23 protein-coding genes and 1 tRNA gene are annotated in these 22,596 nt (G+C 63.0%); 18 read left to right on the plus strand and 6 right to left on the minus strand.

Going from position 1 to position 22,596, the window contains the following annotated elements:
* From rsgA to R2C4_RS03345, 3 genes are all read right to left on the minus strand, one after another.
* The gene (gene rsgA / locus R2C4_RS03335) at window positions 1-1,080 is read right to left on the minus strand and encodes a ribosome small subunit-dependent GTPase A (RefSeq protein WP_141892025.1); all 1,080 of its coding nucleotides are present in this window, start codon (window positions 1,078-1,080) and stop codon (window positions 1-3) included.
* 332 nt (window positions 1,081-1,412) lie between these two features.
* Window positions 1,413-3,911 (minus strand): ATP-binding protein, encoded by a 2,499-nt coding sequence (locus R2C4_RS03340; protein WP_141889582.1) that lies wholly within the window; start codon window positions 3,909-3,911, stop codon window positions 1,413-1,415.
* Window positions 3,912-3,917: 6 nt separating this feature from the next.
* Window positions 3,918-4,640: a response regulator transcription factor gene (locus R2C4_RS03345; RefSeq protein ID WP_141889583.1), complete on the minus strand. Its 723-nt coding sequence runs from the start codon at window positions 4,638-4,640 to the stop codon at window positions 3,918-3,920.
* A gap of 263 nt (window positions 4,641-4,903) precedes the next feature.
* On the opposite strand from R2C4_RS03345, the gene phnD reads away from it, so the two are divergent.
* From phnD to R2C4_RS03370, 5 genes are all read left to right on the plus strand, one after another.
* The gene (gene phnD / locus R2C4_RS03350; RefSeq protein WP_141889584.1) at window positions 4,904-5,887 is read left to right on the plus strand and encodes a phosphate/phosphite/phosphonate ABC transporter substrate-binding protein; all 984 of its coding nucleotides are present in this window, start codon (window positions 4,904-4,906) and stop codon (window positions 5,885-5,887) included.
* 117 nt (window positions 5,888-6,004) lie between these two features.
* Entirely contained in the window at window positions 6,005-6,778 is a 774-nt protein-coding gene (phnC, locus tag R2C4_RS03355) for a phosphonate ABC transporter ATP-binding protein (RefSeq protein ID WP_141889585.1), read from the plus strand.
* Window positions 6,775-7,569: a phosphonate ABC transporter, permease protein PhnE gene (gene phnE / locus R2C4_RS03360; protein WP_141889586.1), complete on the plus strand. Its 795-nt coding sequence runs from the start codon at window positions 6,775-6,777 to the stop codon at window positions 7,567-7,569. Before phnC ends, phnE (R2C4_RS03360) begins: the two co-directional genes overlap by 4 nt.
* On the plus strand, window positions 7,566-8,378 hold the full coding sequence (phnE, locus tag R2C4_RS03365) for a phosphonate ABC transporter, permease protein PhnE (RefSeq protein ID WP_141889587.1): 813 nt from the start codon (window positions 7,566-7,568) through the stop codon (window positions 8,376-8,378). The genes phnE (R2C4_RS03360) and phnE (R2C4_RS03365) overlap by 4 nt, the downstream gene beginning before the upstream one ends.
* A gap of 144 nt (window positions 8,379-8,522) precedes the next feature.
* The gene (locus R2C4_RS03370; RefSeq protein ID WP_141889588.1) at window positions 8,523-9,425 is read left to right on the plus strand and encodes a TIGR01459 family HAD-type hydrolase; all 903 of its coding nucleotides are present in this window, start codon (window positions 8,523-8,525) and stop codon (window positions 9,423-9,425) included.
* Between the two features lie 72 nt (window positions 9,426-9,497).
* On the opposite strand, the gene R2C4_RS03375 is transcribed toward R2C4_RS03370, so the two are convergent.
* Both R2C4_RS03375 and R2C4_RS03380 read right to left on the minus strand, forming a co-directional pair.
* Window positions 9,498-10,463, minus strand: a complete 966-nt coding sequence (locus R2C4_RS03375; RefSeq protein WP_244270134.1) for a methylenetetrahydrofolate reductase — start codon at window positions 10,461-10,463, stop codon at window positions 9,498-9,500.
* Window positions 10,463-10,960 (minus strand): methylenetetrahydrofolate reductase C-terminal domain-containing protein, encoded by a 498-nt coding sequence (locus tag R2C4_RS03380; RefSeq protein WP_244270135.1) that lies wholly within the window; start codon window positions 10,958-10,960, stop codon window positions 10,463-10,465. Before R2C4_RS03380 ends, R2C4_RS03375 begins: the two co-directional genes overlap by 1 nt.
* Window positions 10,961-11,471: 511 nt before the next feature.
* Between R2C4_RS03380 and R2C4_RS03385 the strand changes: the two genes are divergently transcribed.
* From R2C4_RS03385 to R2C4_RS03445, 13 genes are all read left to right on the plus strand, one after another.
* The gene (locus R2C4_RS03385; protein WP_058284593.1) at window positions 11,472-12,647 is read left to right on the plus strand and encodes a substrate-binding domain-containing protein; all 1,176 of its coding nucleotides are present in this window, start codon (window positions 11,472-11,474) and stop codon (window positions 12,645-12,647) included.
* Window positions 12,648-12,716: 69 nt separating this feature from the next.
* Window positions 12,717-13,481: an ABC transporter ATP-binding protein gene (locus tag R2C4_RS03390; protein ID WP_141889589.1), complete on the plus strand. Its 765-nt coding sequence runs from the start codon at window positions 12,717-12,719 to the stop codon at window positions 13,479-13,481.
* Window positions 13,474-14,196 (plus strand): ABC transporter ATP-binding protein, encoded by a 723-nt coding sequence (locus tag R2C4_RS03395; RefSeq protein WP_141889590.1) that lies wholly within the window; start codon window positions 13,474-13,476, stop codon window positions 14,194-14,196. Before R2C4_RS03390 ends, R2C4_RS03395 begins: the two co-directional genes overlap by 8 nt.
* 1 nt (window position 14,197) lies before the next feature.
* Complete coding sequence (locus tag R2C4_RS03400) at window positions 14,198-15,229, plus strand: branched-chain amino acid ABC transporter permease (RefSeq protein ID WP_141889591.1); 1,032 nt, start codon at window positions 14,198-14,200, stop codon at window positions 15,227-15,229.
* Between the two features lies 1 nt (window position 15,230).
* A complete protein-coding gene (locus tag R2C4_RS03405) occupies window positions 15,231-16,289 on the plus strand; it encodes a branched-chain amino acid ABC transporter permease (RefSeq protein WP_141889592.1) in 1,059 nt (352 codons plus the stop codon).
* Window positions 16,286-17,068, plus strand: coding sequence for an alpha/beta fold hydrolase (locus R2C4_RS03410; RefSeq protein ID WP_141889593.1), 783 nt, complete (start codon window positions 16,286-16,288; stop codon window positions 17,066-17,068). Before R2C4_RS03405 ends, R2C4_RS03410 begins: the two co-directional genes overlap by 4 nt.
* Window positions 17,068-17,664: a TetR/AcrR family transcriptional regulator gene (locus R2C4_RS03415; RefSeq protein WP_058284599.1), complete on the plus strand. Its 597-nt coding sequence runs from the start codon at window positions 17,068-17,070 to the stop codon at window positions 17,662-17,664. Before R2C4_RS03410 ends, R2C4_RS03415 begins: the two co-directional genes overlap by 1 nt.
* Window positions 17,661-18,428 (plus strand): enoyl-CoA hydratase/isomerase family protein, encoded by a 768-nt coding sequence (locus R2C4_RS03420; RefSeq protein WP_167510232.1) that lies wholly within the window; start codon window positions 17,661-17,663, stop codon window positions 18,426-18,428. Before R2C4_RS03415 ends, R2C4_RS03420 begins: the two co-directional genes overlap by 4 nt.
* A gap of 5 nt (window positions 18,429-18,433) precedes the next feature.
* Window positions 18,434-19,924 carry an AMP-binding protein gene (locus tag R2C4_RS03425; RefSeq protein WP_141889594.1) on the plus strand — a complete coding sequence of 497 codons (1,491 nt, stop codon included), beginning with the start codon at window positions 18,434-18,436 and terminating at the stop codon, window positions 19,922-19,924.
* Window positions 19,917-20,273 (plus strand): MaoC family dehydratase, encoded by a 357-nt coding sequence (locus R2C4_RS03430; RefSeq protein ID WP_141889595.1) that lies wholly within the window; start codon window positions 19,917-19,919, stop codon window positions 20,271-20,273. Before R2C4_RS03425 ends, R2C4_RS03430 begins: the two co-directional genes overlap by 8 nt.
* On the plus strand, window positions 20,267-20,635 hold the full coding sequence (locus R2C4_RS03435) for a hotdog family protein (RefSeq protein ID WP_141889596.1): 369 nt from the start codon (window positions 20,267-20,269) through the stop codon (window positions 20,633-20,635). The genes R2C4_RS03430 and R2C4_RS03435 overlap by 7 nt, the downstream gene beginning before the upstream one ends.
* 434 nt (window positions 20,636-21,069) lie before the next feature.
* Window positions 21,070-21,354, plus strand: a complete 285-nt coding sequence (locus R2C4_RS03440; RefSeq protein ID WP_141889597.1) for a hypothetical protein — start codon at window positions 21,070-21,072, stop codon at window positions 21,352-21,354.
* Window positions 21,355-21,537: 183 nt separating this feature from the next.
* Window positions 21,538-21,627 (plus strand) — tRNA-Ser (locus R2C4_RS03445).
* Window positions 21,628-21,813: 186 nt separating this feature from the next.
* Here the strand turns inward: R2C4_RS03445 and R2C4_RS03450 are convergent.
* The gene (locus R2C4_RS03450) at window positions 21,814-22,596 is read right to left on the minus strand and encodes an arginine deiminase family protein (protein WP_141889598.1); all 783 of its coding nucleotides are present in this window, start codon (window positions 22,594-22,596) and stop codon (window positions 21,814-21,816) included.

A 22,596-nucleotide genomic window follows, 5' to 3' on the forward strand; every position in this document is an offset into this window, starting at 1 on the left:
TCACCTCCTGTTATCTTTGATTTTCTTGACTTCGCGGACCATCTTGCCAAAGGCCTTGTCCCGCGACCTGCGTTCGGCAAGGCTGGCGGAGTTGAAGGCATCTTCGGCCATCAGCTTGCGCCAACGCTCCAGCTGTGCCCTGTCAATTACCTCCTGTTCGACAGCCTGCAACACCGCGCAGCCCGGTTCGGTTTCGTGCCGGCAGTCGTTGAAACGGCACCCGGCCGCCAATTCGCTGATCCCGGCAAACAGGCTGTTGATCCCGTCCGCAGCATCGGTCAGCTGCAATTCCCGCATCCCGGGCGTGTCGAGGATCAGGCAGCCATCCGGTGCTGAGTGGAGTTCGCGCCGTGTGGTCGTGTGCCGGCCTTTGGCGTCATCTTCGCGGATCGATTGCGTCTCAATCGACTGGCTGCCGAGCAGGGCATTCGTCAGCGTGGACTTTCCGACACCGGAAGAGCCCAGAAACGCAACCGTCCTGCCGGGTTTGCACCAGGGCGCGAGCGCGGTTTTCGGCGCCGGGCCGCGCGCATCCAGTGCGACCACTTCGGCCGCATCGGAAATGGCCCGGGCCGCATCGGCATAGCCGTGCGGGTCTTCTGCCAGATCCGTCTTGGTCAGCACGATGACCGGTGTGATCCGCGCTTCGAGTGCCAGTGCAAGGTAACGCTCCAGCCGGGCGATGTTGAAATCCTGATTGCAGGAAGTGACGATAAAGGCGGTGTCGATATTTGCCGCGATCAGCTGTTCCTGCCGGCCGGTGCCCGGCGCCCGCCGCCGGATAAGGCTGGAGCGCGCGAGAATCCTGCTGGATTGCGGCCGTGCGCTGTTCAGCATCAGCCAGTCGCCGACAGTCACGTCCTGCCGCGGCGGAAGTGCCGTGGCGATATTGTCGCCAACTGCGTGCACCGCATTGCGGTGCACGGCCACGATGCGGACGGGCGGTGCCGCTGCCATCTCATCAGCGCTGATTTGCTGCGAAAAAAACGGCTGCCAGCCCAAGGCTTGCAGCGCCGTGACGCGCTTGGCCTGGCCGTCCAGCGGGCTGGGTGAAAAAAACTGGGAATAGTCCCGTGTCATTGGAGAAACTCTCATGTGTCGGCCACGAGCAGCGCCCGGGCCTGTCAGGTGTGGGAAAAAGATGTGCAAAACAACAGGCCCGCAACTTCATCAGAAGCGCAGCTATTCAGTTGTCTGTTTTGCACCGGGAGGCTAATTGCCTCCCTTCCTCACCAGGACATAAAATCTCCAATTTGTCTGACGCCAATATAGGGCGAAGGCCCGCGCGGCACAACCTCCTGCGGCTAATGGCGCCCGGGCGGTTTCGCGTCCCTCATCGGCGCAGGGTACGCTTGATCCCGCGAACCCGCTGGGGCGCGCCTGATCGCATTGTCCCTAGCCCGGCAAGTGCATCAGCCCGACGCAAGCAGATCGCGCATCATCTGTTCGGATACCGGCTTTGTCAGAGCTGCCAGCCGGGACACCCCCTTCAATGCGCTGGGGGTCCGGGTTGCCTCCCGCGTTGACATAATAACGAGGCGGCATCCGGGGTGCAGGCTGTGCGCCATCTGCAACAGATCCCATCCGGACGCGCCGTCGTTCAGGTTGAGGTCGCTCAGTACCAGATCCAGTTTTCGCTGCTGCTGGACCTGCGCGGAGGCTTCGGCGAAGCTTGCGGCGCGAAGCGGGACATAGCCAAGCCGCTCCAGCGTGCTGGCTGCAGCGGCAAGGCTGGCCGGATCATCATCAACCACAAGCGCTGTTCCCGGGGGCAGCGTGCGCGCGCAAGGCCTTTCCTCCTCCGCCAGAGGAGGAAAGGCCATAGTCACGGTTGTGCCCCGATGCGGCTGTTCTGTCCGCGAAGCGATGGTAAGGTGTCCGCCGGACTGGTGAACAAAGCCATCGACCATGGACAGCCCAAGCCCGGTCCCGTTGCCGTCATTGCGGTTGGTGAAAAAGGGCTCGGTTGCGCGCCGCAGCACGTCGGGCTCCATACCGCAGCCAGTGTCCTGGATGGACACTTGCGCAGCTCCGTCTTCTCCGGTGGCAACGGAAATGCGGATGGTGCCAGGTCCGCTGATTGCCTGACCGGCATTGACGCAAAGGTTCAAAACAGCGCTTTCGAGCTGTCCCGGATCGACCCGTGCAAAGACAGCAGCGGCTGGCCGTTCGAATTCCAGGGAGACAGTATCGGGCAGGGCGATTTCCAGAAGGTCAGCCATACCGTCAATCAGCATCCCGATGTCGGTCGCCTGCGGTTCCAGATGCTGTTTTCGTGCAAAGGCCAGCAGCCGTTCTGTCAGCGATACACCCAGATCCACGGCAGACCTGATGCGGGCGCGGAAGTGCCGCGACTGGTCCGTGTCCGCGCCTTCCAGAAGGTGCAAGTTGCCGGAGATGCTCGACAGGATATTGCCGAAGTCATGTGCGACCTCGCCGGTGACCTTGCCCAGTGTCTCGACCCGGCGGATCTCCTCCAGCCGTTCTTCGATGCGCTTGCGTTCGGTGGTTTCCGACAGGAGCCAGACCGCGCCGCCGTCTGGCAGCGGCGAGTGGCGCAATTCCAGCACGTGGCCGGAGGTATCGGCGTATTCCTCGAACCCGCCGCGTTCGCCGGCGCTGGCCTGCCGGATAAAAGGGGAGCGGGCGATCAGGGCCTGCATTCCCTCTGCGAGGCTGCTGTCCTCCCGCGGCAGGCGCAGGAGAGTGCGGAGGTTGTCGTTCTCCGCTTCGATCCGCCCGCTGGCGGACGTGATGGCGACGCCATCCTTGATGTTGCGGAAAACGCGGGAAAACAGGGCGTTCTGGCGGCGGATTTCTCCGGTGCGGCGGTCGAGTTTGCGGGCATTGTCGCGAAAAACCTGAAAGGCCGCGAACAGCTGGCCGATCTCATCCTCGCCGGCGCGGGCGCGGGGCAGGTCGCTGCGGTGGTCGCCGGCGGCAAGCCTGCGCATGGCGTCGGCAACCCGGCGCAGGTTGCGGGCGACATAGCGCGAGACGTAAAGCGCAGAAGTCACCGCGACCAGAAGGCTGATCAGCGTCAGCGCAAAGAAGGAATTCTTGGCAATCCCGAGATTGTTTGAGGTTTCGGCGCGCGCCTGGCTGAGCCGGGCTTCTGCCTGTGCGACCTTTTCCTCGGCATAGGCGGTGATCCGGCCGGTCTCTTGCCGGATGCGGAAGAGGGCGTTTTCGGCGTCAAGCTGTGCTGCGATTTCGCGGTGTTTGAGCACAAACAGGCTGCCGCTGCGGATCAGGGCCTGTTGAATTTCATCAAAGGCGGCGCGGTGTACGGGCAGCAGGCGCGGCTCGATCTGGTCGCGGGCGGCGGTGTAGAGGCGGGTGTGCTCGCCAAGCTCGATCAGAGCAGTGGCCCGCGCGGCTCCGATGGCGCTGGCCGTCAGCTGCTGCAGACCGGCCCAGATCTCGCGCTCGGCCAGCGGCAGCGATGTGTCGCCCGCCAGCCGCCGGACCCGCTGATTAAGCCGCAGCATGTCGCGGCCGATAGCGGTCAATACGGCCTTGCGCGCGGTTTGCGGTCCCAGCGCGGCGGTCAGATCGTCAATTGCCAGCCGCAACCGCGCAAGCGGCAGGTCAAGGGCCTGATCGCTTGCGGCGTGCGCTTCGAGGCGGCGCAGGTTGTCGCGGACGTTTTGCGCTTCCTGCTCCAGCTGAAAGGGCGGAAAGAGCGCGTAGAGAAAGGGCGCCGAGGTCGCCAGGCCGGCCGCGCGGCGGGACAGGTCGAGCGCGTCGGAGACCTCCGTCAGCGTGTCCTGGTGCAGAACGTTCATCCACAGCTCAGTCCGGTTCAGCACCCGCATGCCGATGAGGCTGACCAGCAGGATCAGCCCGAACAGCACCGCAATGGCGGCGGACAGGCGGAAGCGGACGCTGAGGCGGGAGAGCGCGGGCATCCGGGATCAGCCGGGCGACAGCTGGAACAGGTAACCCTGCGCACGGCGGGTCTGCAGGTGGACGGGTTTGGAGGGCACCGCTTCGATCTTGCGCCGCAAGCGCAGGATCAGCACGTCTATAGTGCGGTCCACATAGCGCTGCATGTCGGATCCCAGCTCCTCCAGCAGCTCCGGGCGCGGGATCACCCGGTTGGGGTTGCGGGCGAAATACTCCAGCAGCCGGTATTCGGCGTTGGTAAGCGGGATCTCCTCGCCGTCCTTGTCCAAAAGGCGGCGGGACTGGACATCCAGCCGCAGGTCGCCAAAGCCGATTTCCTGCCCCGGAGCCGCGCTTGGCCTGGCGGTTCCATGGCCATAGCGGCGCAGCACCGCGCGGATGCGGGCGACAAGCTCGCGCGGGTTGAAAGGCTTGATCATGTAATCGTCGGCGCCGGTTTCCAGCCCGATGATCTTGTCGATTTCATCGCCGATGCCGGTGAGCATGACAATGGGGAGCTGATAGCGCTCGCGGATGTGAATGGCCAAGGTCAGGCCGGATTCCCCGCGCAAGCGCAAGTCGATCAGCGCCAGATCCACCGGCGGCGGATCGCCAAGCGCATGAAACGCGGCGATACCGGCGCAGCAGACAGCGTCAAACCCGCTCTCTTGCATCAGCGCGGAAAGCGTCTCGCGCACGTTCGGGTCATCGTCCACGATGGCGATGAGCGGCTGCGCCCTATCTGCCTGCATGCAACCCTCCTCCTGTTACATCACGCGGCATCCTGCTTTGCAGCCTGGCAGAACGGCCGCCCTTCATTCAGTGCCGCAAAACACCGCTTTGTTTAAGGGGATGAGACAGCGATTGTAACACTGTTAACATTAAACCGCGCTAATGCGCGGTCCGTTAACAAAAACCTGGCTCGCTTTCCTTCGGCCGCCGTCTCTATCCTCGGCCTGCCAGCGCCGCAACAGACGGGAGCCAGTCCCGGGGCGGCGTTCAAAGGGAGGAAAACATGGTAGATATTTGGACCCGTGCCGCGACGGCACTGGGCGTTCTGTCACTGAGCGCCGTGGCTGCAACCGCAGGTGAAGACTGCGTGGACCGTGGCGCGCTGGACGTTCTGTATTGCGACGCAAACGGCGATCTTGTTGCTGACACGCCCGCCGATCCGGCAAAGCTGAGCAACCCCGACACGCTGGTCTTTGCGTACACCCCGGTCGAGGACCCCGCGGTTTATGCCGACATCTGGGAGCCGTTCATCGCGCATCTGGAACAGGTGACCGGCAAGGACGTGCAATTCTTCGCCGTGCAGTCGAACTCTGCCGAGGTCGAGGCAATGCGCTCCGGCCGGTTGCATGTGGCGGGCTTTTCCACCGGGCCGACGCCGTTTGCCGTGAATCTCGCCGGGGCGGTGCCCTTTGCCATCATGGGCGCAGAAGACGGCCAGTTCGGCTATAAGCTGCAAGTCTTCACCCAGGCCGATTCCGATATTGAGAAGGTGAAGGACCTGGCAGGCCGCCGTGTGGCGCATACCTCGCCCACTTCGAACTCCGGCAACCAGGCGCCGCGGGCGCTGTTCCCCGACTTGGGCGTGGTGCCCGATCAGGACTACGAGGTGATCTATTCCGGCTCGCACGACCAGTCGATGCTGGGCGTGGTTGCGGGCGACTACGACGCGGCGCCGGTGGCGTCCGAAGTGGTGGACCGTATGGCAGAGCGTGGTCTGTACGACCCGGCCGACGTCCGCAAGATCTGGGAGAGCGATCCCTTCCCGACCACGTCCTTCACCGTCGCGCACAACCTGGACCCCGACCTGGCCGAGAAAATCAAGGAAGCCTTCTTCTCCTTTGAATTTGCGGGCACCAAGCTGGGTGAGGAGTTCGATGGCGTCAGCAAGTTCATTCCGATCACCTACAAGGATCAATGGGCAGTGATCCGCCAGATCCAGAAGTCCAACGGTGTCGAGTACACGCCGCAGGGCCTCGCCGGGAAATAACCCGCTTTAACGCCCGGCCGGCCAGCGCATCGGCCGGGCGCGCCCGTGGCCGCCCCCAGGCCGCCGCCCCCAAGCAGCGCGGCACAGCCGCAGCTGAGCTATGCTTGAAAGTCCGCAATGCTAAAAATCTCCAAACTGACCAAGCGCTACGGATCGGGCGATCCGGTGCTGAAAGAACTGGATCTGACCGTCGAAGGCGATCAGCTTACGTCGGTCATCGGGTCTTCCGGTGCCGGCAAGAGCACGCTGCTGCGCTGCATCAACCGCCTGGTGGAGCCCACCTCGGGGTCCATCGACCTCAACGGCACCGAGTTCACCACGTTGAACCGCCGCAGCCTGCGCATCGCGCGCCGCCGGATCGGCATGGTTTTCCAGGGCTTTAACCTCATCGACCGGCTGACGGTAATGGAAAATGTCCAGTCGGGGCGCCTGGGGTATATCTCCACCTGGGCCGCGCTGACCCGGCGCTACCCGCGCGAGGATATCCGCCACGCCTACGAACTGATGGATCGGGTCGGCATCGCCCATTACGCCAACAAGCGGGCGGATGAGCTGTCCGGCGGCGAACGCCAGCGGGTCGGCGTGGTGCGCGCGCTGATGCAGCGGCCGGAGATCCTGCTGGCGGATGAGCCGACGGCCTCTCTTGACCCCAAGACCTCAGAGCAGATCATGTCGCTGCTGCGTGATCTGGCATCCGAGCTGAAGCTGCCGGTCATCATCAACATTCACAACGTGGCGGAAGCCAAGGAGTACAGCGACCGCATTGTCGGCATGCGCTACGGGCGGATCATTTTTGACGGCCTGCCTGCACGGCTTGGCAAGGCCGAAATGGACGAAATCTATGCGGGCGTGCCGGCACAGGACCGGGCGCAGGCAGGGGCGGCGGCATGAGCGCGGGCAAGGACACCTGGCGCAAGCCGCCCTTTATTGCCAGCCCGGCGCTACGCTACGGGCTATATGCCGTTGCGGCGGTTTACTTTTTCGTCACCCTGGCAACCCTGCCAATCGACTGGGAGCGGGTTTCCGACGGCTTTACCCGCGCGCAGAGGATCTTCAGCGGTGCATTTCCACCCAGTTTCGACCGCGCTGGGCTGCTTTTTGACGGTTTTATGGAAAGCCTGAAGATCGCCATCCTTGCCACGGCGGGGGGGATTGCGGTCTCGGTGCCGCTGGCATTTATGGCGGCGGGCAATATTTCGGTGAAACCCGTCTACCTGCTGGGCCGCGGCATCATCATCGTTGCGCGCAGTTTCCACCCGGTGATCGTGGCGATCATATTTGTGAAAGCGGTGGGCTTTGGCCCCTTTGCGGGCGCTTTGACACTGCTGGTCTATTCCATCGGCTTTGTCGCCAAGCTGCTTGCGGAGCGGATCGAGGAAATCGACTTTGGCCAGGTGGAAGCCATGCGCGCGGCCGGGGCAGGGTTCATCGCCACGCTGGCCTATGCGGTGCTGCCGCAGATCATGCCGCGCCTTGTGGGGCTGGGGATCTATCAGCTGGACAGCAACCTGCGGGCCTCTGCCGTGGTCGGCATCGTCGGGGCGGGCGGTATCGGCGCGACGCTGGCCAATGCCTTTGGCCGGTATGACTACGACTTCGCGCTTGCCATCACCATGGTCATCGTCGGTGTCATCCTCGTGTCCGAGGCGGTGAGCGGATTTGTCAGGAAGCGGATCGCATGATGAGCACTGAAACTTTGCACGGCGCACAGGACCGCTGGTCGCGTTTCACTCTGCGCCAGCGTCTGCTGCGGTATGGCGGGCTGGCCCTGACGCTTCTGGTCGTCGGCTGGGCGCTGCGCAGTATCGACGTGATCTGGGCCTGGGTTTGGGATGCCCCGTCGCAGATGGCAGACCTGTTCGGCCGCATGATGCCGCCGGACCCCAGCAACCTGCCGTCGATCCTGGAGGCGATCTGGCAGACGGTGAACATCGCCACGCTGGCGACAATGATCGCGGTCGTGGTGTCCCTGCCGGTTGCCTATATCGCGGCGCAGAACACCACGCCGAACAGGGCGGCTCTGTGGGTTGGGCGGTTCATCCTCGTGTCCTCGCGCTCGGTGAACACCATTATCTGGGCGCTTCTGTTCGTGGCGATCTTCGGCCCCGGCATCGTGGCGGGGATCGCGGCAATCATGTTCCGCTCCATCGGCTTTCTTGGAAAACTGCTGGGGGAGGCGATTGAGGAGATCGACCGCAAGCCAGTGGAGGCGCTGGAGGCCGTCGGCGCGTCGCAGTTCAAAATCGTGCTCTACGCCATCGTGCCGCAAGTGATGCCCGCCTTTTTCGCGGTCGCCATTCTGCGCTGGGATATCAACCTACGGGAATCCACGGTGCTGGGCCTTGTGGGGGCTGGCGGCATCGGGATGATCCTGCAAGGCGCTATCGACACGTTCAATTGGCCCGAGGTCTCCATGGTGCTGCTAACGATCCTTGCGCTGGTGGTCTTTGGCGAAGTGGTGTCTACCTATCTGCGCAAAAAGATCCTGTGACCGTACCGGGGCGGCAAACAAGTACCCAAGCCGCAATACCTTAACGTACCGGTATCCTATGCACTGCGGGCAAGCGGGGGGCTGCAGAGACGCGCCTGTGCCTGTCCGGGGCTAGCAGGATGAGTGAAGAGGAAAAGGGCCACGATGATCGGCACGGATTGGGCGTTTTACAGGTACGAAAGCGTGCGGGCGGCCCTGCCGCAGGCAGAGTTTCCGCCGGTTTCAAAGTCCGGCCATGACCTGGGCGATACGGCCGCAGATTATGACGCCTATATCCTGGACGCCTTTGGTGTGCTGAACCGTGGCGAAACCGCGATCAGCGGCGCCGTGGAGCGTATGGCCGCCCTTCGCGCCTTGGGAAAAAGGCTGGTCGTCCTGACCAACGCTGCCAGCTACACGCGCGCAGGTGTTTTGGCCAAGTATCACAGACTAGGTTTTGATTTTTCTCCGTCCGAGGTGGTTTCCAGCCGCGATGTGGCCTTTGCTGCGCTACCAAAGCTGCCGCAGGGCAAGGTGTGGGCCGCGGCGGCGGCGGAAGGTGATGACTTCAGCGATGCGCCGGACGCGGTCCGGATCGCACAGCTCGCTGAAAACCCTGAGCTGCTGCGCGCTGCCGGCGGGTTTTTGCTATTGTCCTCGGCGCGCTGGAGCGAAGAGGACACTGCCGCCGTGACACGCGCGCTTCTGGCGAACCCAAGGCCGCTTGTTGTTGCCAACCCGGACCTTGTGGCGCCGCGCGAAAGCGGGTTGTCGGTTGAGCCGGGGCTGATCGCGCATGAGATCACCGGGCGCACCGGCGGGCGGGCCGTGTTCTTCGGCAAGCCCTTCGGCAATGCCTTCGAGACCGCCCTGGCCCGGCTGGAGGGCATACCGCGGCACCGGGTCGCGATGGTGGGGGATACGCTGCATACAGATGTGCTGGGCGGGGCCGCGGCAGGCATCGGCACAATTCTCATCAGTGAGCACGGGCTGTTCCGGGGGCATGATGTTGCGCCCTATATCGCCAAATGCGCGATCCGGCCTGACTGGATTGTCGCCACGACATAGGCCGCTCAACGGCTGCCATCCCTCGCTGCTGAGCCCGGCGAAAGAGCCGGGCAGGTCAGCTCAACCCGGTAATCAGGTCCGTTTGCGGGACGCCAGGACTCCGGACTCCTGGATGATCTCAGAGACCTGATGCTCCTTCCGGTAAGCCATGACATGCACCCCGGAGACGCCGGCGATCTCACGCATCTGCTGGATAAGCTCCACGCAGATTTTCTTGCCTTCTTGTCCGGGTTTGTCAGCTTTCTCCATCCGGTCGATAACTGCGTCCGGAATATGGATCCCCGGCACGTTCGAGCGCATCCACCGTGCCGCCCGTGCCGACGCCAGCGGGCCGACTCCGGCCAGGATGAAGACTTTCTTGTCCAAGCCCATATCCCGGACCCGGGCCATGAATTTTTCGAACAAGGGCACGTCGTAGATATAGTTGGTCTGGATGTACTCGGCCCCGGCCTCGACCTTTTTGGCCAGCCGCTCCGGGCGCCATTCATAAGGCGGGATGCAGGGGTTTTCAGCCGCCCCCAGAAACAGCAGCGGCGGATTGGTTATGGTGCGCCCGGAGAGGAACTTCCGCTCATCCCGCATGGTCCTGATGGTGCGCAGCAGCGACAGGGAATCGAAATCGAACACCGGCTTGGCGCCCGGCTGGTCCCCCACGCCGACACCATCACCCGTCAGGCACAGAACGTTGCTGACCCCCATGGCGGCAGCACCCAGCACGTCCCCCTGAATGGCGATCCGGTTCCGGTCCCGGCAGGAGATCTGGTAAACAGGGGAATACCCTGCCCGGGTCAGCAGCGCGCTGATCCCGATCGAGGACATATGGCAGTTCGCGCCCGAGGCATCCGTGGCATTGATGGCGTCGGCAACCTCCCCAAGCGGGCGTGCAGCATCGTAGACATCCGCAGGGTCAGCGCTATCGGGCGGGTTCAGCTCCGCCGTGATGGCAAAGCGGCCGGAGCGCAGCACCCGTTCCAGCCGGCTGTGCGAAACATGGCCTTCGGGCGGCGGTGAATAGGGCTGGGGCAAGCTGAGGTCCATCATTTCGCCCCTTTCTGAGCTTGTGCGGGCTCCTCCGCCAGCGGCGCGGCAGAGGGTTCATTTTTGCGGGCGCCGGGAAAGGCGTCGGCGATGGCGGTGCGGCGTTTTTCCCGGGCTTCACGCAGGTGGGCTGCCTTTTCGCGGCTCACCCGCAGCCAGGACGAAGACCCTTCGAGATTGCGTTCCACCGGCGGCAGCACAGTTGCAATCTGCGCGCCGCCCTTCATCCGCGAGGCGCCGTCCCAGGCCAGCACCCAAACACATTTCATTTCCGGTTTGACCTCACAATACCCGCCTGGCCGCACCCCGCCGCAGGGGCCGTTGCGCAGCTGCTTGGGGCAGTTCATCGGGCAGGACATACCGGTCGAGGACAGCACGCACTGCCCGCACATCTTGCAATCGAACAGCACAGTCTTGACGCATTTCTCGACAAAGGCGACGGGCCGCTCGACCCGGTCATAGCCTATTTTTCTCAGGACCGGGTCCAGGGCGATCATGACCTGCTCCACCCGCTTGTATATCCACTCAAAACTGCGGGAGTGACGAATAGCGAACAGGCGAATCCGGTACATTGAGTTTCCCTTTCTCCAGGCACTTACAACGTCTTGTCCATTTGCGCAGGCCGCACTGGTATCGAAATAGTCTTTGCGCCCCGGGTCTCCATGTTTTGTCCTGTATCCGGACCGGCGATACCCGCCGGATGTTTCCGCTGCGGACCGCGGCCGCGGATTGGACCAAGCCTGAGCCTGCGGCCGCACTAGAAAGGCTCGAACAATTGTTAGTGCATGACAGGCCTTCGGTCCATCGGGACGATGGATGAAGCCATACCCGCTTGCCCCGGCAAACCCCTTCGCTTGCGGCCGTTTCTTAACACCCCTTTGGGGCCTGTGCCTTGGTGCAGCCGTCTTTCCTGGCCGGGGGGGGTGGCAGCACTGGAACATCTCTGCATTGACATGAATGTTGATTCATGTTTCATATTTTGCAGGGAGAAATCAGGGAGGAGCCCTCATGCTGCGCTTGTTTGCGTTGACGGTTGCTGGTGCATTGATGTCGTCTGCAGCCGCTGCCGAAATCCGGATTGCCCATGTTTATGGCAAAACCGGCCCGTTTGAGGCCTATGCGGCCCAGTCGCACATTGGCCTGCAGCTGGGGCTGGAATATGCCACTGGCGGCACGATGGAGATCAACGGCGAGAAGATCGTTGTGATCGAGAAGGACACGCAGCTGAAGCCGGATATCGGCCGCGCCCAGCTGGAAGAAGCTTTCGGCGATGATGACGCGCACATCGCTGTTGGCCCGGTAAGTTCCGGTGTGGCATTGGCCATGCTGCCGGTTGCCGAAGAGTACGAGCGCATTCTGATCGTCGAACCCGCGGTCGCGGACTCGATCACTGGCACCAACTGGAACCCCTACATTTTCCGCACTGGCCGCAATTCCTCGCAGGACGCAATCGCAAATGCGGTGGCGCTGGGCGGGGAGGGCGTGACCATTGCGACCCTGGCGCAGGACTATGCCTTCGGCCGTGATGGCGTCGCAGCCTTCAAGGAAGCGCTGGAAGCGACCGGGGCCTCAATCGCCCACGAGGAGTATGTACCGACCGACACCACCGATTTCACGGCGGCGGCTGAGCGTATTTTCACCAGGATGGGCGAGGTCGAGGGCGAGAAGAAGCTCTTCATCATCTGGGCCGGCGGCGGCAACCCGATGGGCAAGATCAATGCCATGGAGCCCGAGCGCTTCGGCATCGAGATTGCGACCGGCGGCAACATTCTGGCCGCGCTGAAGGCCTACAAAGAGCTGCCGGGCATGGAAGGGGCGACCTATTACTACTACGAGATCCCTCAGAACCCGGTGAACGAATGGCTGGTGAAAACCCATTTCGAGCGGTTTGACAGCCCGCCGGACTTCTTCACCGCCGGCGGCATGGCGTCCGGGCTTGCGATTGTCGAAGCGATCAAAAAGGCCGGCGGCGCAGAGGACACCGAGGCGTTGATCAAGGCAATGGAAGGCATGTCCTGGGAGACCCCGAAAGGCACAATGCAGTTCCGGGCCGAGGATCATCAGGCCATGCAGCCCATGTACCACTTCCGCACTGAGGTCCAGGACGGCAAGGACTATGGCGTGCCGGTGCTCGTGCGCGAGATCGGCATGGACGAAATGAATATCCCGATCCGCAATCAGTAAGCTGCGGGATGTTTCCCGCCGATACTCCGGGGCGGCCGCTGCGGCCGTCCCGGGCAGGGATAGAGATCAATGACCCAGACACTTCTTGAAACAGACGCGCTGACCGTGCGGTTTGGCGGCCATGTGGCTGTCGACGCGGTGTCCTGCAGCTTTCGCGCGGGCGAGCTGACCGCCATCGTCGGGCCGAATGGCGCAGGCAAGACCACCTATTTCAACCTGATTTCGGGCCAGGTCCCGGCCAGTTCCGGCACGGTGAAGCTGATGGGCGAGGACATCACCCGCCTTGGCGTGGCTGGCCGCTGCCGCCGGGGGCTGGGGCGGGCGTTTCAGCTCACCAATCTGTTCCCCAGCCTGACAGTTCTCGAAAACGTGCGCCTGGTGATCCAGTCGCGCCAGCACAAAGGCTTCGGGCTGTTCTCGATGGCGGACAGCCACACGGAACTGACCGTGGCGGCGATGGCCATCCTGGAACGGGTGCGGCTGGACACTCAGAAAGACCAGCTGGTGTCCGAGCTGCCGCACGGCGATCAGCGCAAGCTGGAAGTGGCGCTGCTGATCGGGCTGGACCCGACGGTTTACATGTTCGACGAGCCGACGGCGGGGATGAGCGTTGATGAAGCGCCGGTGATTTTGGATCTGATTGCGGAAATCAAGGCGGACCGGGAGCGCACGGTTCTGCTGGTCGAGCACAAGCTGGACGTGATCCGTAGCCTCGCCGACCGCATCATCGTTTTGCACAATGGCGCGCTGGCTGCCGACGGCCCGCCTGCCGAAGTCATGGCGTCAGCCGTGGTGCAGGAAGCCTATATGGGTAAGGAGCTGGATCATGTCTGATCCGATCCTGTCGCTGCAGGCGGTGCATACCGACATCGCCCAGTATCACATCCTCCAAGGGGTGGACCTCGAGGTGCCGCGCGGCCAGGTGACCATGCTGCTGGGCCGGAACGGCGTTGGAAAAACCACGACGCTGAAGACCATCATGGGCCAGTGGACCGCCAAATCGGGAAAAATTCTGTATGACGGTCAAGACATTACCCGCCTGCCCGTATCGGCGCGCGCAAGGGGCGGGATCGGCTTTGTGCCCGAAGACATGGGTATCTTCAGCGATCTGACGGTGGAGGAGAACATGATGCTGGGCTGCACCTCCGGGCCGCTGGATAGCGCACGCAAGGAATGGCTTCTGGGGGCATTTCCGGCTTTGGGGACCTTCTGGAACAGCGAGGCGGGCAACCTGTCAGGCGGGCAGAAGCAAATGCTGTCGATTGCCCGCGCGATGGCCGAAGACCGCCAGCTGTACCTGATTGATGAGCCGACTAAGGGGCTTGCACCGGCGATCGTCTCGACCATGGCCCAGGCTCTGCGGGAATTGAAAGGGCAGGGCGCGTCCATTCTCCTGGTGGAGCAGAACTTCCCGGTTGCCAAGGCGCTGGGTGACAGCGCTGCCGTCATGGATGACGGACGGGTGATCTGGAGTGGAGAAATGGCGGAGCTGGCCGGAAACAAGGACCTTCAGGAACGCCTGATGGGTCTCAGCATGGAGGCGCATTGAGATGACCGCAGCCCCCGATCACAGACCCACCTTCGCCGGTATCAGCCTGGCAGAACGGCTGGATGCGGCAATGCCGGTTTTGCTGATCCCCTTGCTTGTCCTCCTAGGGTTTTTCGCCATTGGCGCGCCCTCGTCCTGGCTGACGCTGACTGTGTCGGGCCTGGCCATGGGGATGATGATCTTCATCATGGCTTCGGGGCTGACCCTGGTATTCGGCCTGATGGACGTGATCAATTTCGGCCACGGGGCCTTTGTTTCGGTCGGTGCCTTTGTCGGGGTTTCCGTGCTCATTGCGCTGGGCGAGTGGACCGGGGCGGCATCGCTGCTTTTGAACATGTCCGCTGTCTTCCTGGCCGTCGTTGCCGCGATGACAGTGACTGGCGCCCTGGGCTGGGGATTTGAACGGATCATCGTCAAGCCGGTTTACGGCGCGCACCTGAAGCAGATCCTGGTGACGGTTGGCGGGCTGATAGTGATCGAGCAGCTGATCCATGTGATCTGGGGCCCGGATGAGATCTTCTTCAACCGTCCGGAAACCCTGAAGGGGGCCGTCACCTTTGCCGGGGCCGCAATGGAGAAATACCGCCTGCTGGCCGTGGCGGTCGGGCTTGCCCTGTTCATTGCCATGCGCATGGTTCTGCGCCGTACCAAGATCGGCCTGATTGTCCGGGCCGGGGTGGAGAACGGGCCCATGGTTGAGGCACTCGGTTACCGGCTGCGCCTGGTCTTTGTCGGGGTGTTCATCGCCGGATCGGCCCTGGCCGGGCTGGGCGGCGTTATGTGGGGCCTCTACCAGGAGGTCATCACCGCCGGGATGGGCGAAAAAATGATGGTTCTGGTCTTTATCGTCGCCATCATTGGCGGGCTGGGGTCGGTCGAAGGGGCCTTTATCGGCGCGCTTCTGGTCGGGCTGATGCAGAACTACGTGGCCTTTCTGGAACCGAAGCTGGCGCTGGTGTCGAACATCGCGCTGATGACCGCAATCCTGATGTGGCGGCCGCAAGGCATGCTGCCTGTCGTGAAGGCGAAATAAGATGATCGTCAAACTACTCTCCGGCGACAAGCCGCGCTCCGCGGTTCTGACCGCAGTGCTGATGGTGATCCTGATCTGCCTGGCCGGTGCACCGTTCATCTTTGACGGCGTGCGCCCGCTGGATACTGCCGCGCGGATCTGCATCTTCATCCTGCTGGTGGCGAGCTATGATCTGCTGCTGGGCTACGGGGGGATCGTCAGCTTTGCCCACACGATGTTCTTTGGCCTCGGCGCCTATGGTGTCGCGCTTGCATCCACACACATGGGGCGCGGCTTTGACGCGCTTTTGGCCGGATCGCTGGCCGGTGCCTTGGCGGCGGTTGTCCTGGCGCTGCTGATCGGCCTGTTCAGCCTGCGGGTGCGTGCGATCTTCTTTGCCATGATCACGCTGGCCGTGGCGTCGGCTGTCGCGGTCCTTGTGTCGCAGTTTTCGGGCATCACCGGCGGCGAGGATGGTTTGACCTACAATATCCCGCGGGTTCTGACCTCGGCCAACCGCATGGGCGAATTCCTGGGCACACGCATCACCGGCAAGACCCTGAACTATTACCTGGTGTTTTTTGCCTCGCTTATCCTGTTCCTGCTGCTGCTGCGCATCGTGAATTCGCCGTTCGGCCGCGTGCTGCAGGCGATCCGCGAAAATGACTTCCGGGCCGAGGCGATCGGGTACCGCGTGGTGTGGTACCGCACTGCCGCCACCTGCCTGTCGGCGGCGGCGGCGGCGCTGGCGGGCAGCCTTTTTGCCATCTGGCTGCGCTATGTCGGGCCGGATACCACGCTCAGCTTCGAGATCATGCTCGACATCCTCCTGATGGTGGTGATCGGCGGCATGGGAACGATGTATGGCGCTGTGATCGGGGCGGCCCTGTTCATCTTGGCGCAAACCTATCTGCAAAATCTGATGGGCAGCGCCTCTGAGGCAACAGTCGGCCTGCCGCTGATCCCCGATCTGCTGAACCCGGACCGCTGGCTGATGTGGCTGGGCATCCTGTTCATCCTCAGCGTCTATTTCTTCCCGTCTGGCATTGTCGGCCGGCTGCGCCAACGGCGCGCGTCATGACAATTCCCGTTCTTTTTCTCCATGGCTGGGCGATGAACGGAGCCATGTTCAAGGACACGGCACAGCGGCTGGGAGCAGAGTACGACTGCTACGCCCCCGATTTGCCGGGGCACGGGGGCCGGCTGGCGGACGAAGCCAGTCTCGACGCCTGCGCGGCCGTTGCAAAGCGGTGGATCGACAGCCTGGACCGGCCCATTCTGGTCGGCTGGTCATTGGGGGCAGGAGCCGCGTGGCGTTATGTGGCGCGGCATGGAACGGCTGGCCTGCGCGGGCTGATCACCATCGACATGAGCCCCCGGATGCTGCCGGAGGAGGATTGGGACCTGGGTCTGATCGGGCAAAGCGCAGAAGCCATTCTGGCAACCTCTGGTAAAATCGTGCCGCAGTGGCCCCGCATGGCCAGCAGTATTGCGCGCAATATGTATGCTCTCTCCAGCGACCCGGTCCCAAACCGCGAGGACATCGTTGCCCTGCTGCTGGCGCAAGACCCCGCACGCCTGCGCCCGCTGTGGGACGATCTGGTAGCAATGGATGAGCGGGAAACGATTGCAAACATCGCTGTCCCCTACCTTGTCTGCTCGGGCGCGCGCAGCAGGCTTTACAGCCAGGATGCAGCACACTGGATCGCGTCGCAGGCCAAGCGGGCGCGGGCGGAGAGTTTCGCGTTCTCGGGACACTCGCCCCATCTGGAAGAGCCTGAGGCCTTTTGCGATGCCATCCGGCGCTTTGTTGCTGCAGAAGGGCTCTCGACGCCAAATCAAGACCAAGAAGTGACCTGATGACCAAGCCGACAACTGCGAAGCCAAAAACCAAACGCGGAAAGGAGCGCCGGGCCAAAATCCTGGCTGCCGCCGAACAGGTGATCGGCCAAAAGGGCTTTGCCGCCGCCTCCATCGCGGACATTACCCGTGCCGCCGACACCGCGCTGGGCACTTTCTACATCTATTTCTCGGGCAAGGACGAAGTCTTTCGAGAGCTGGTGCAGGACATGGGCCACGCCACCCGGTCCCAGGCTGCGGAGCGGATCGCCGGGGCCGCAAACCGGCTGGAGGCTGAGCGCGCAGGTTTGGAAGCCTATCTGACCGTGGTGCGCGACCGCCCCTTGCAATACCGCATCGTCGAGGAGGCCCGCTTTGTCGACCCGGAAGCCTACCGCGAGTATTACACCGAGTTTGGCAAGGCTTATGCGGATCAGCTGGATCAAGCAGCCGGCAGGGGAGAGATTTCGCAGGGCGACGCCGAAGTGCGCGCCTGGGCCCTGATGGGGATCGCCAAGACCCTGGGCGAGCGGTTTGTGCTTTGGGAAGACGAGGCCGACATCGAACGGGTTGTTGCCGAGGCCCACAAATTCATTTGCAACGGATTGGCGCCATGAGCGGATTAGTCTTCTGCGACCAAATAGACCTGGCAGGCGGGGAGCCTTGCTTCCGGATCACGATGAAGGCTCCGCGCGCCAATGCGCTGGAGCCCGGTTTGCTGCGGGACTTGCATCAAGCATTTGATACGCTGGAGAAATCGGGCGTCCGGAAAGCACTGATCCTCGGCGGGCGCAATTTTTCAACCGGGGGAGATGTCAGCCGGTTCCAGGAGGCGGCACGAAATGGCCGCGCGGAGCAATACGCCGAAGCGGTGGTCCCGGTGCTGCAGGACCTGATCATGCGGATGATCGCGATGCCCGCGGTGATAGCGTCAGCGGTGCGCGGGGCTGCTACCGGCGGGTCGGCAGGCATCTTATTTGCGTCCGGCATTGCTGCCGCTGAACCGGGTGCCTTTGTGCAACCCTACTACGGCGTCATGGGATTTGCCCCGGACGGCGGGTGGACGGCCCTTTTGCCAGAATTGATTGGCGCCGGGCCGGCCCAAGGCTGGCTGATGGCAAACTGCCGCCACGGCGCGGGCGAATTGCAGCGCCTCGGGCTGGTTCAGGCAGTTGATGCCGATCCGGAAACCCGGGCAGCAGAGCTGTTGGGCAGCATCGACGCGGGGTCTGCCCTGGCAGCCAAGTCGCTGGTCTGGAACGGCGAACGGCTGGCCCGTGTCCGCGCGGGGCTGGACGCGGAAACCGCCGCATTCCGCGCTTTGATAGGGCGGCAGGAGACCCTGTCTCGGATGGCACAGTTTCTTCAATCAACCGGATAGATGCGATGTTCGATGTGATCCCGGATATGGCCGCTAAACGGGCGGCATTAACCCCCGACGCTTTGGCTTTTCACGACACCTCCACCGGCGAGGACTGGAGTTTTGCCCGGATCAATGCCGCGGCAAACGCAGTTGCTGCGGGGGTCAAAGCACAAGGCCTGGCAGAAGGCGACCGTGCCGCCATCATCTGCCAGAACCGGGTGGAGTTCTTCATTGCCTTGTTTGCCTGCCAAAAGACCGGGATCGTTCTGTGCCCGCTGAACTGGCGCCAGCCAGCACCGGAGCTGGTGGAAACCCTGGACCAGGTTGGCATCTCTTTGCTGCTGACAGACGCGGAGTTTCAGGCCACAGCCCGCGAAGCCGCGGCAGATATCGGCGCACCGGTTCTGACAATCGAGGAAGATCTTGCCGGCTGGATCAGGGACGGCGGCCCCGCTCTCAACGCTCCGGTGCCAGCCGGACAGCCCTGGTATCTGCTGTTCACCTCCGGCACCACCGGCCTACCCAAGGCGGTCATCCAAACGGCAGGCATGGCCTGGGCCAATGCAGTGAATATCGGGCAGGCCATAGATATTGCATCAACCGACCGCGCCGTGTGCTTCCTGCCACTGTTTCACACCGCGGGTATCAACCTTTACACTTTACCGGTTTTCCTGACCGGCGGCAGCTCAACCATTCTGCCGAAATTCGAGCCGGAAACCGTGCGGAGCCTTTTGGCGTCCGGGCAGATCAATCAGTTCTTCGGCGTGCCGGCGGTTTATCAGGCGCTGGCGCTGCTGCCAGGCATCGGAGACCTGGATTGGACACCGATCCGTTGCGGCTGCGGCGGGGCGCCGCTGCCCGAACCCTTGATCCGCTTTTTTGCCGCTAGGGGCGCCAATGTGCTGAACGGGATGGGGATGACCGAAACCGGGCCTACCGTTTTCCTGATGGATCCGGCCCGCGCGGCAGAGAAGATCGGGTCGGTGGGGAAGCCGCAAAGCCTTGTCGACGTGCGGCTGGCCGGCGTGGCCGAGGGGGCCGAAGGGGCGGGCGAGCTGCAGCTTCGCGGTCCGGGCGTCACGCCGGGATATTTCGCCAACCCCGAAGCAACGGCCAAGACTTTTACCCGGGATGGCTGGCTCGCCACCGGCGATGTCGCGCGGCGGGACGCGGACGGCTATTACTACATCGTCGACCGCATCAAGGACATGTTCATTTCAGGCGGCGAAAACGTCTATCCGGCGGAGGTGGAGCGGGTGCTGAACGCCCATCCCGCTATTCTGGAAGCAGCGGTTGTGGGGCTTCCCGACGCCAAGTGGGGCGAAGCGGGCGCGGCCTTTGTGATGCTGCGCCCTGGCCAGACCGTCAGCCCCGAAACATTGCGCCCGTGGTGCCGGGAACGGCTGGCCGGGTACAAGGTGCCCGCGCATGTGCGGATTGTCCAGGACTTCCCCCGCACGGCCGCAGGCAAAGTATGCAAACCCAAATTGCGCGAGGATTTTTCCGATGATTGACCTAGAGGAGCGCTGGACCCCAACGCAGGCAGATTTCGATGCCTTCGCCAAAGTGTCAGGTGATGACAACGCGATCCATGTTGATCCGGAGTTTTGCGCCAAAACGGCCTTTGGCCGGACGGTGAGCCACGGGATGCTGATCTATGCCAAGCTTTGGGGAATGCTGAAGCGCTATGACGCCGGGCTGTCTCAGGTCAGCCAAAGCCTGATGTTCCCGAACCCGGCCTTTGCAGGCGAAGAACTGAGGTTGCGGATCGCCGAAGAGGCCCCCGGCCTGGTGAGGATGCTGGTCACACGGGTGGCGGATGGCGCGGAATGCCTGACCGGAGAGGCAGAGATCACATGCTGAGGACAGGGCAGACGGCGCGGATAACGCGCAGCTACACCCGGGACGATCTGGCGGCCTATGCGGCCTTGAGCGGCGCCAGTGCCGGCTGTGTGCCGGAACCGCTGATTGCGGCTCTGTTCTCCTATCTATTGGGGGTGGAACTGCCGGGATCTGGCACCAACTATCTGAAGCAGGATCTGGCTTTCAAAGCGCCCGCACCGCTGGATACTTCACTGGAGGCCAAAGTGGAAATCATCCGGCTGCGGCCGGAAAAGCATCTTGTGGACCTTTGGGCCAGTTGCACTGCGCCGGATGGAACGGTCATCTGCGAAGGCCGCAGTCTGGTCAAAGCCAAAGACGTTCCGGGCGCCTTCTCGGCATGAGTGACAGAGGACGGGTCCGGTCCGGGCTGTTCCGGCTGGGCACTGTTTTACTGATTCCGAGCGGCCTGGAGCGGTGCCCTGGGCAATTCCCGTCTCTCTCAACGGAGGCTGCTTCCCGCGTCACGTCAGCTCGCCCGGCCGGGTGCTCATGCGGTTGATAGTCTGGAACTGGGCAGGCCCGAGCCGAGCGAAGGGCGTTCCAGACCGGTTCCGCCTGCACCTGCAGAAGGCAGACATTGGTGCCGGCAATGGCGGATTTCCCGGAGATCGTGAAGCTGGCGAGGTCGTCGCACTGGAGTAACGTCCAAGTTTTGAACTGGCCGTTGAGACCCCACAAGGACTTCCGCGGACCCCCGGCAGATGCACTGCCGCATGGCGGGCCTGAATTGCTTGCGGCCTTCGAGCGCGCCGTTTGAGCTGCTGGAGCATGACTGATGGATATTCTGGTCAGGCTTCCGGACGCATCATGCCTTCGTCCCGAAGCCGCCAAGCGGTACCGGATTCCGGGCAGGACGCCCGTGCATCGACTGCATCCGGAGAGGCTCTCCGCCGACCAGTTTAATGAATCCTCGAAGGCAAATGCGCGCTTCTCCCCCATAGTGGATTGGAGAGATAAAGTCATTCCGGCGATCGACGGTGCCGAAACTTTCGAATGTGCCGTCGCGGAGAACAGGGGCGCGCTCGGGAACTTGAATGCCGGGGATTGCACCTCTGGGTGATTCAAAAGTGGAAGGGTGATCAGGAAATACACGCTTTGAGCGATGACCAGATTTTGCCCAAAACCATCGTAATTCGAGGCCTTTCAGCGCCATTTCAACGGCTTGAAGCCGATAAGGCGTTTTGTGAGAAAAAGAGAAATTTCGCCTTGCATCCCGTACGCTTGCGCAGATATACGGGTCAGCGGAGACGTGGCCGAGTGGTCGAAGGCGCTCCCCTGCTAAGGGAGTAGGCGGGAAACCGTCTCGTGGGTTCGAATCCCATCGTCTCCGCCATTTTCCTCAATCCATAAGTGGCTAATGTCTAGCGCCCATCGGGCGGCTAAGGCGGCCTGCCTGCGGCCGTTGGCGCAGGGAGTTCCTTGCCGGGAAAAGCGCCGGGACCGGCGGCAGGCCTTGGTTTCGCACCCTTCAGACGGTCCCCCGCCTGTCAGAAGAAAACCCCGGCCTGCCGCTGAAGTATCAGAAGCGCAGGGACAGGCAGGACATGCCGCCGTCCAGCTTGGCGCAGTCGGTATTGTCGATCTCGGCGATCTCGAAACCGGCCTTGTCCAGCATCTCGGCGGTGCGGGGGAAGCCTGCGGCCATAAGCACAAGATTGTTGAACCGGATGGCGTTGGCGGCGGCTTCCTCGCCGTCGGCCACATGCAGAACCCGGTAGCCCTCGAAACAGCCCGATGCGTCCAGGCGCTTGGTTGCCAGGATCGTCTCGGCATCCATCAGGGAGCAGTCGGTCTTGAAGTGCAATACGCCTTCGGGGGTGAAGACCTCACGCAGAGAGTGGCCCCATTCCGCGGCGAGCTCGGCCAGTTCGGCGACGCCCGCAGCGTCGGTGCGGTCGGAGCGGCCGACCAGGATTTCCTTGCCAGTCACCAGGATGTCGCCGCCTTCGATGCGGCCGGGGCCGGTGATTTCGCGGACGTCATCATAACAGACCCGCAGGGTGGGAGCCATCTCGGCCACTTCGCCCAGACGCGACGGCGCGCCGGGGCGCATCAGGATTGCGCCCTGCGGCAAACACAGGGCGGTGTCCTCGACAAACTGAGCGTCGGGGTAGGCCTCCAGCGGTTCAAGCTCGATCACCTCCGCACCGGTGCTGCGCAGGGCGGAGACATAGGCAGCGTGCGCTTTCAGCATCGTGTCAAGGTTCGGGTTGCCGGTGTCCTCGGCACGCAGGCCCTGGGCGATGGTTGAGGCCGGGCGGCGGGTGATGGCGCGGGTGAACTCAAAGGTGGGGTTTCGCAT

The sequence above is a fragment of the Leisingera aquaemixtae genome (genome assembly GCF_006740765.1).
Lineage (GTDB): Bacteria > Pseudomonadota > Alphaproteobacteria > Rhodobacterales > Rhodobacteraceae > Leisingera > Leisingera aquaemixtae.

What these genes read in the sequence shown, in the direction of transcription:
- R2C4_RS03415 (WP_058284599.1), top strand. Translation starts at nt 17,068, where the DNA reads ATGACCAAGCCGACAACTGCGAAGCCAAAAACCAAACGCGGAAAGGAG.
- phnC (WP_141889585.1), top strand. Translation starts at nt 6,005, where the DNA reads ATGCTAAAAATCTCCAAACTGACCAAGCGCTACGGATCGGGCGATCCG.
- R2C4_RS03380 (WP_244270135.1), bottom strand. Translation starts at nt 10,960, where the DNA reads ATGATCGCCCTGGACCCGGTCCTGAGAAAAATAGGCTATGACCGGGTC.
- R2C4_RS03390 (WP_141889589.1), top strand. Translation starts at nt 12,717, where the DNA reads ATGACCCAGACACTTCTTGAAACAGACGCGCTGACCGTGCGGTTTGGC.
- R2C4_RS03425 (WP_141889594.1), top strand. Translation starts at nt 18,434, where the DNA reads ATGTTCGATGTGATCCCGGATATGGCCGCTAAACGGGCGGCATTAACC.
- R2C4_RS03435 (WP_141889596.1), top strand. Translation starts at nt 20,267, where the DNA reads ATGCTGAGGACAGGGCAGACGGCGCGGATAACGCGCAGCTACACCCGG.
- R2C4_RS03410 (WP_141889593.1), top strand. Translation starts at nt 16,286, where the DNA reads ATGACAATTCCCGTTCTTTTTCTCCATGGCTGGGCGATGAACGGAGCC.
- R2C4_RS03430 (WP_141889595.1), top strand. Translation starts at nt 19,917, where the DNA reads ATGATTGACCTAGAGGAGCGCTGGACCCCAACGCAGGCAGATTTCGAT.
- R2C4_RS03395 (WP_141889590.1), top strand. Translation starts at nt 13,474, where the DNA reads ATGTCTGATCCGATCCTGTCGCTGCAGGCGGTGCATACCGACATCGCC.
- R2C4_RS03340 (WP_141889582.1), bottom strand. Translation starts at nt 3,911, where the DNA reads ATGCCCGCGCTCTCCCGCCTCAGCGTCCGCTTCCGCCTGTCCGCCGCC.
- phnE (WP_141889587.1), top strand. Translation starts at nt 7,566, where the DNA reads ATGATGAGCACTGAAACTTTGCACGGCGCACAGGACCGCTGGTCGCGT.
- rsgA (WP_141892025.1), bottom strand. Translation starts at nt 1,080, where the DNA reads ATGACACGGGACTATTCCCAGTTTTTTTCACCCAGCCCGCTGGACGGC.
- R2C4_RS03370 (WP_141889588.1), top strand. Translation starts at nt 8,523, where the DNA reads ATGATCGGCACGGATTGGGCGTTTTACAGGTACGAAAGCGTGCGGGCG.
- R2C4_RS03440 (WP_141889597.1), top strand. Translation starts at nt 21,070, where the DNA reads ATGGATATTCTGGTCAGGCTTCCGGACGCATCATGCCTTCGTCCCGAA.
- R2C4_RS03450 (WP_141889598.1), bottom strand. Translation starts at nt 22,596, where the DNA reads ATGCGAAACCCCACCTTTGAGTTCACCCGCGCCATCACCCGCCGCCCG.
- phnD (WP_141889584.1), top strand. Translation starts at nt 4,904, where the DNA reads ATGGTAGATATTTGGACCCGTGCCGCGACGGCACTGGGCGTTCTGTCA.
- phnE (WP_141889586.1), top strand. Translation starts at nt 6,775, where the DNA reads ATGAGCGCGGGCAAGGACACCTGGCGCAAGCCGCCCTTTATTGCCAGC.
- R2C4_RS03375 (WP_244270134.1), bottom strand. Translation starts at nt 10,463, where the DNA reads ATGGACCTCAGCTTGCCCCAGCCCTATTCACCGCCGCCCGAAGGCCAT.
- R2C4_RS03420 (WP_167510232.1), top strand. Translation starts at nt 17,661, where the DNA reads ATGAGCGGATTAGTCTTCTGCGACCAAATAGACCTGGCAGGCGGGGAG.
- R2C4_RS03405 (WP_141889592.1), top strand. Translation starts at nt 15,231, where the DNA reads ATGATCGTCAAACTACTCTCCGGCGACAAGCCGCGCTCCGCGGTTCTG.
- R2C4_RS03345 (WP_141889583.1), bottom strand. Translation starts at nt 4,640, where the DNA reads ATGCAGGCAGATAGGGCGCAGCCGCTCATCGCCATCGTGGACGATGAC.
- R2C4_RS03400 (WP_141889591.1), top strand. Translation starts at nt 14,198, where the DNA reads ATGACCGCAGCCCCCGATCACAGACCCACCTTCGCCGGTATCAGCCTG.
- R2C4_RS03385 (WP_058284593.1), top strand. Translation starts at nt 11,472, where the DNA reads ATGCTGCGCTTGTTTGCGTTGACGGTTGCTGGTGCATTGATGTCGTCT.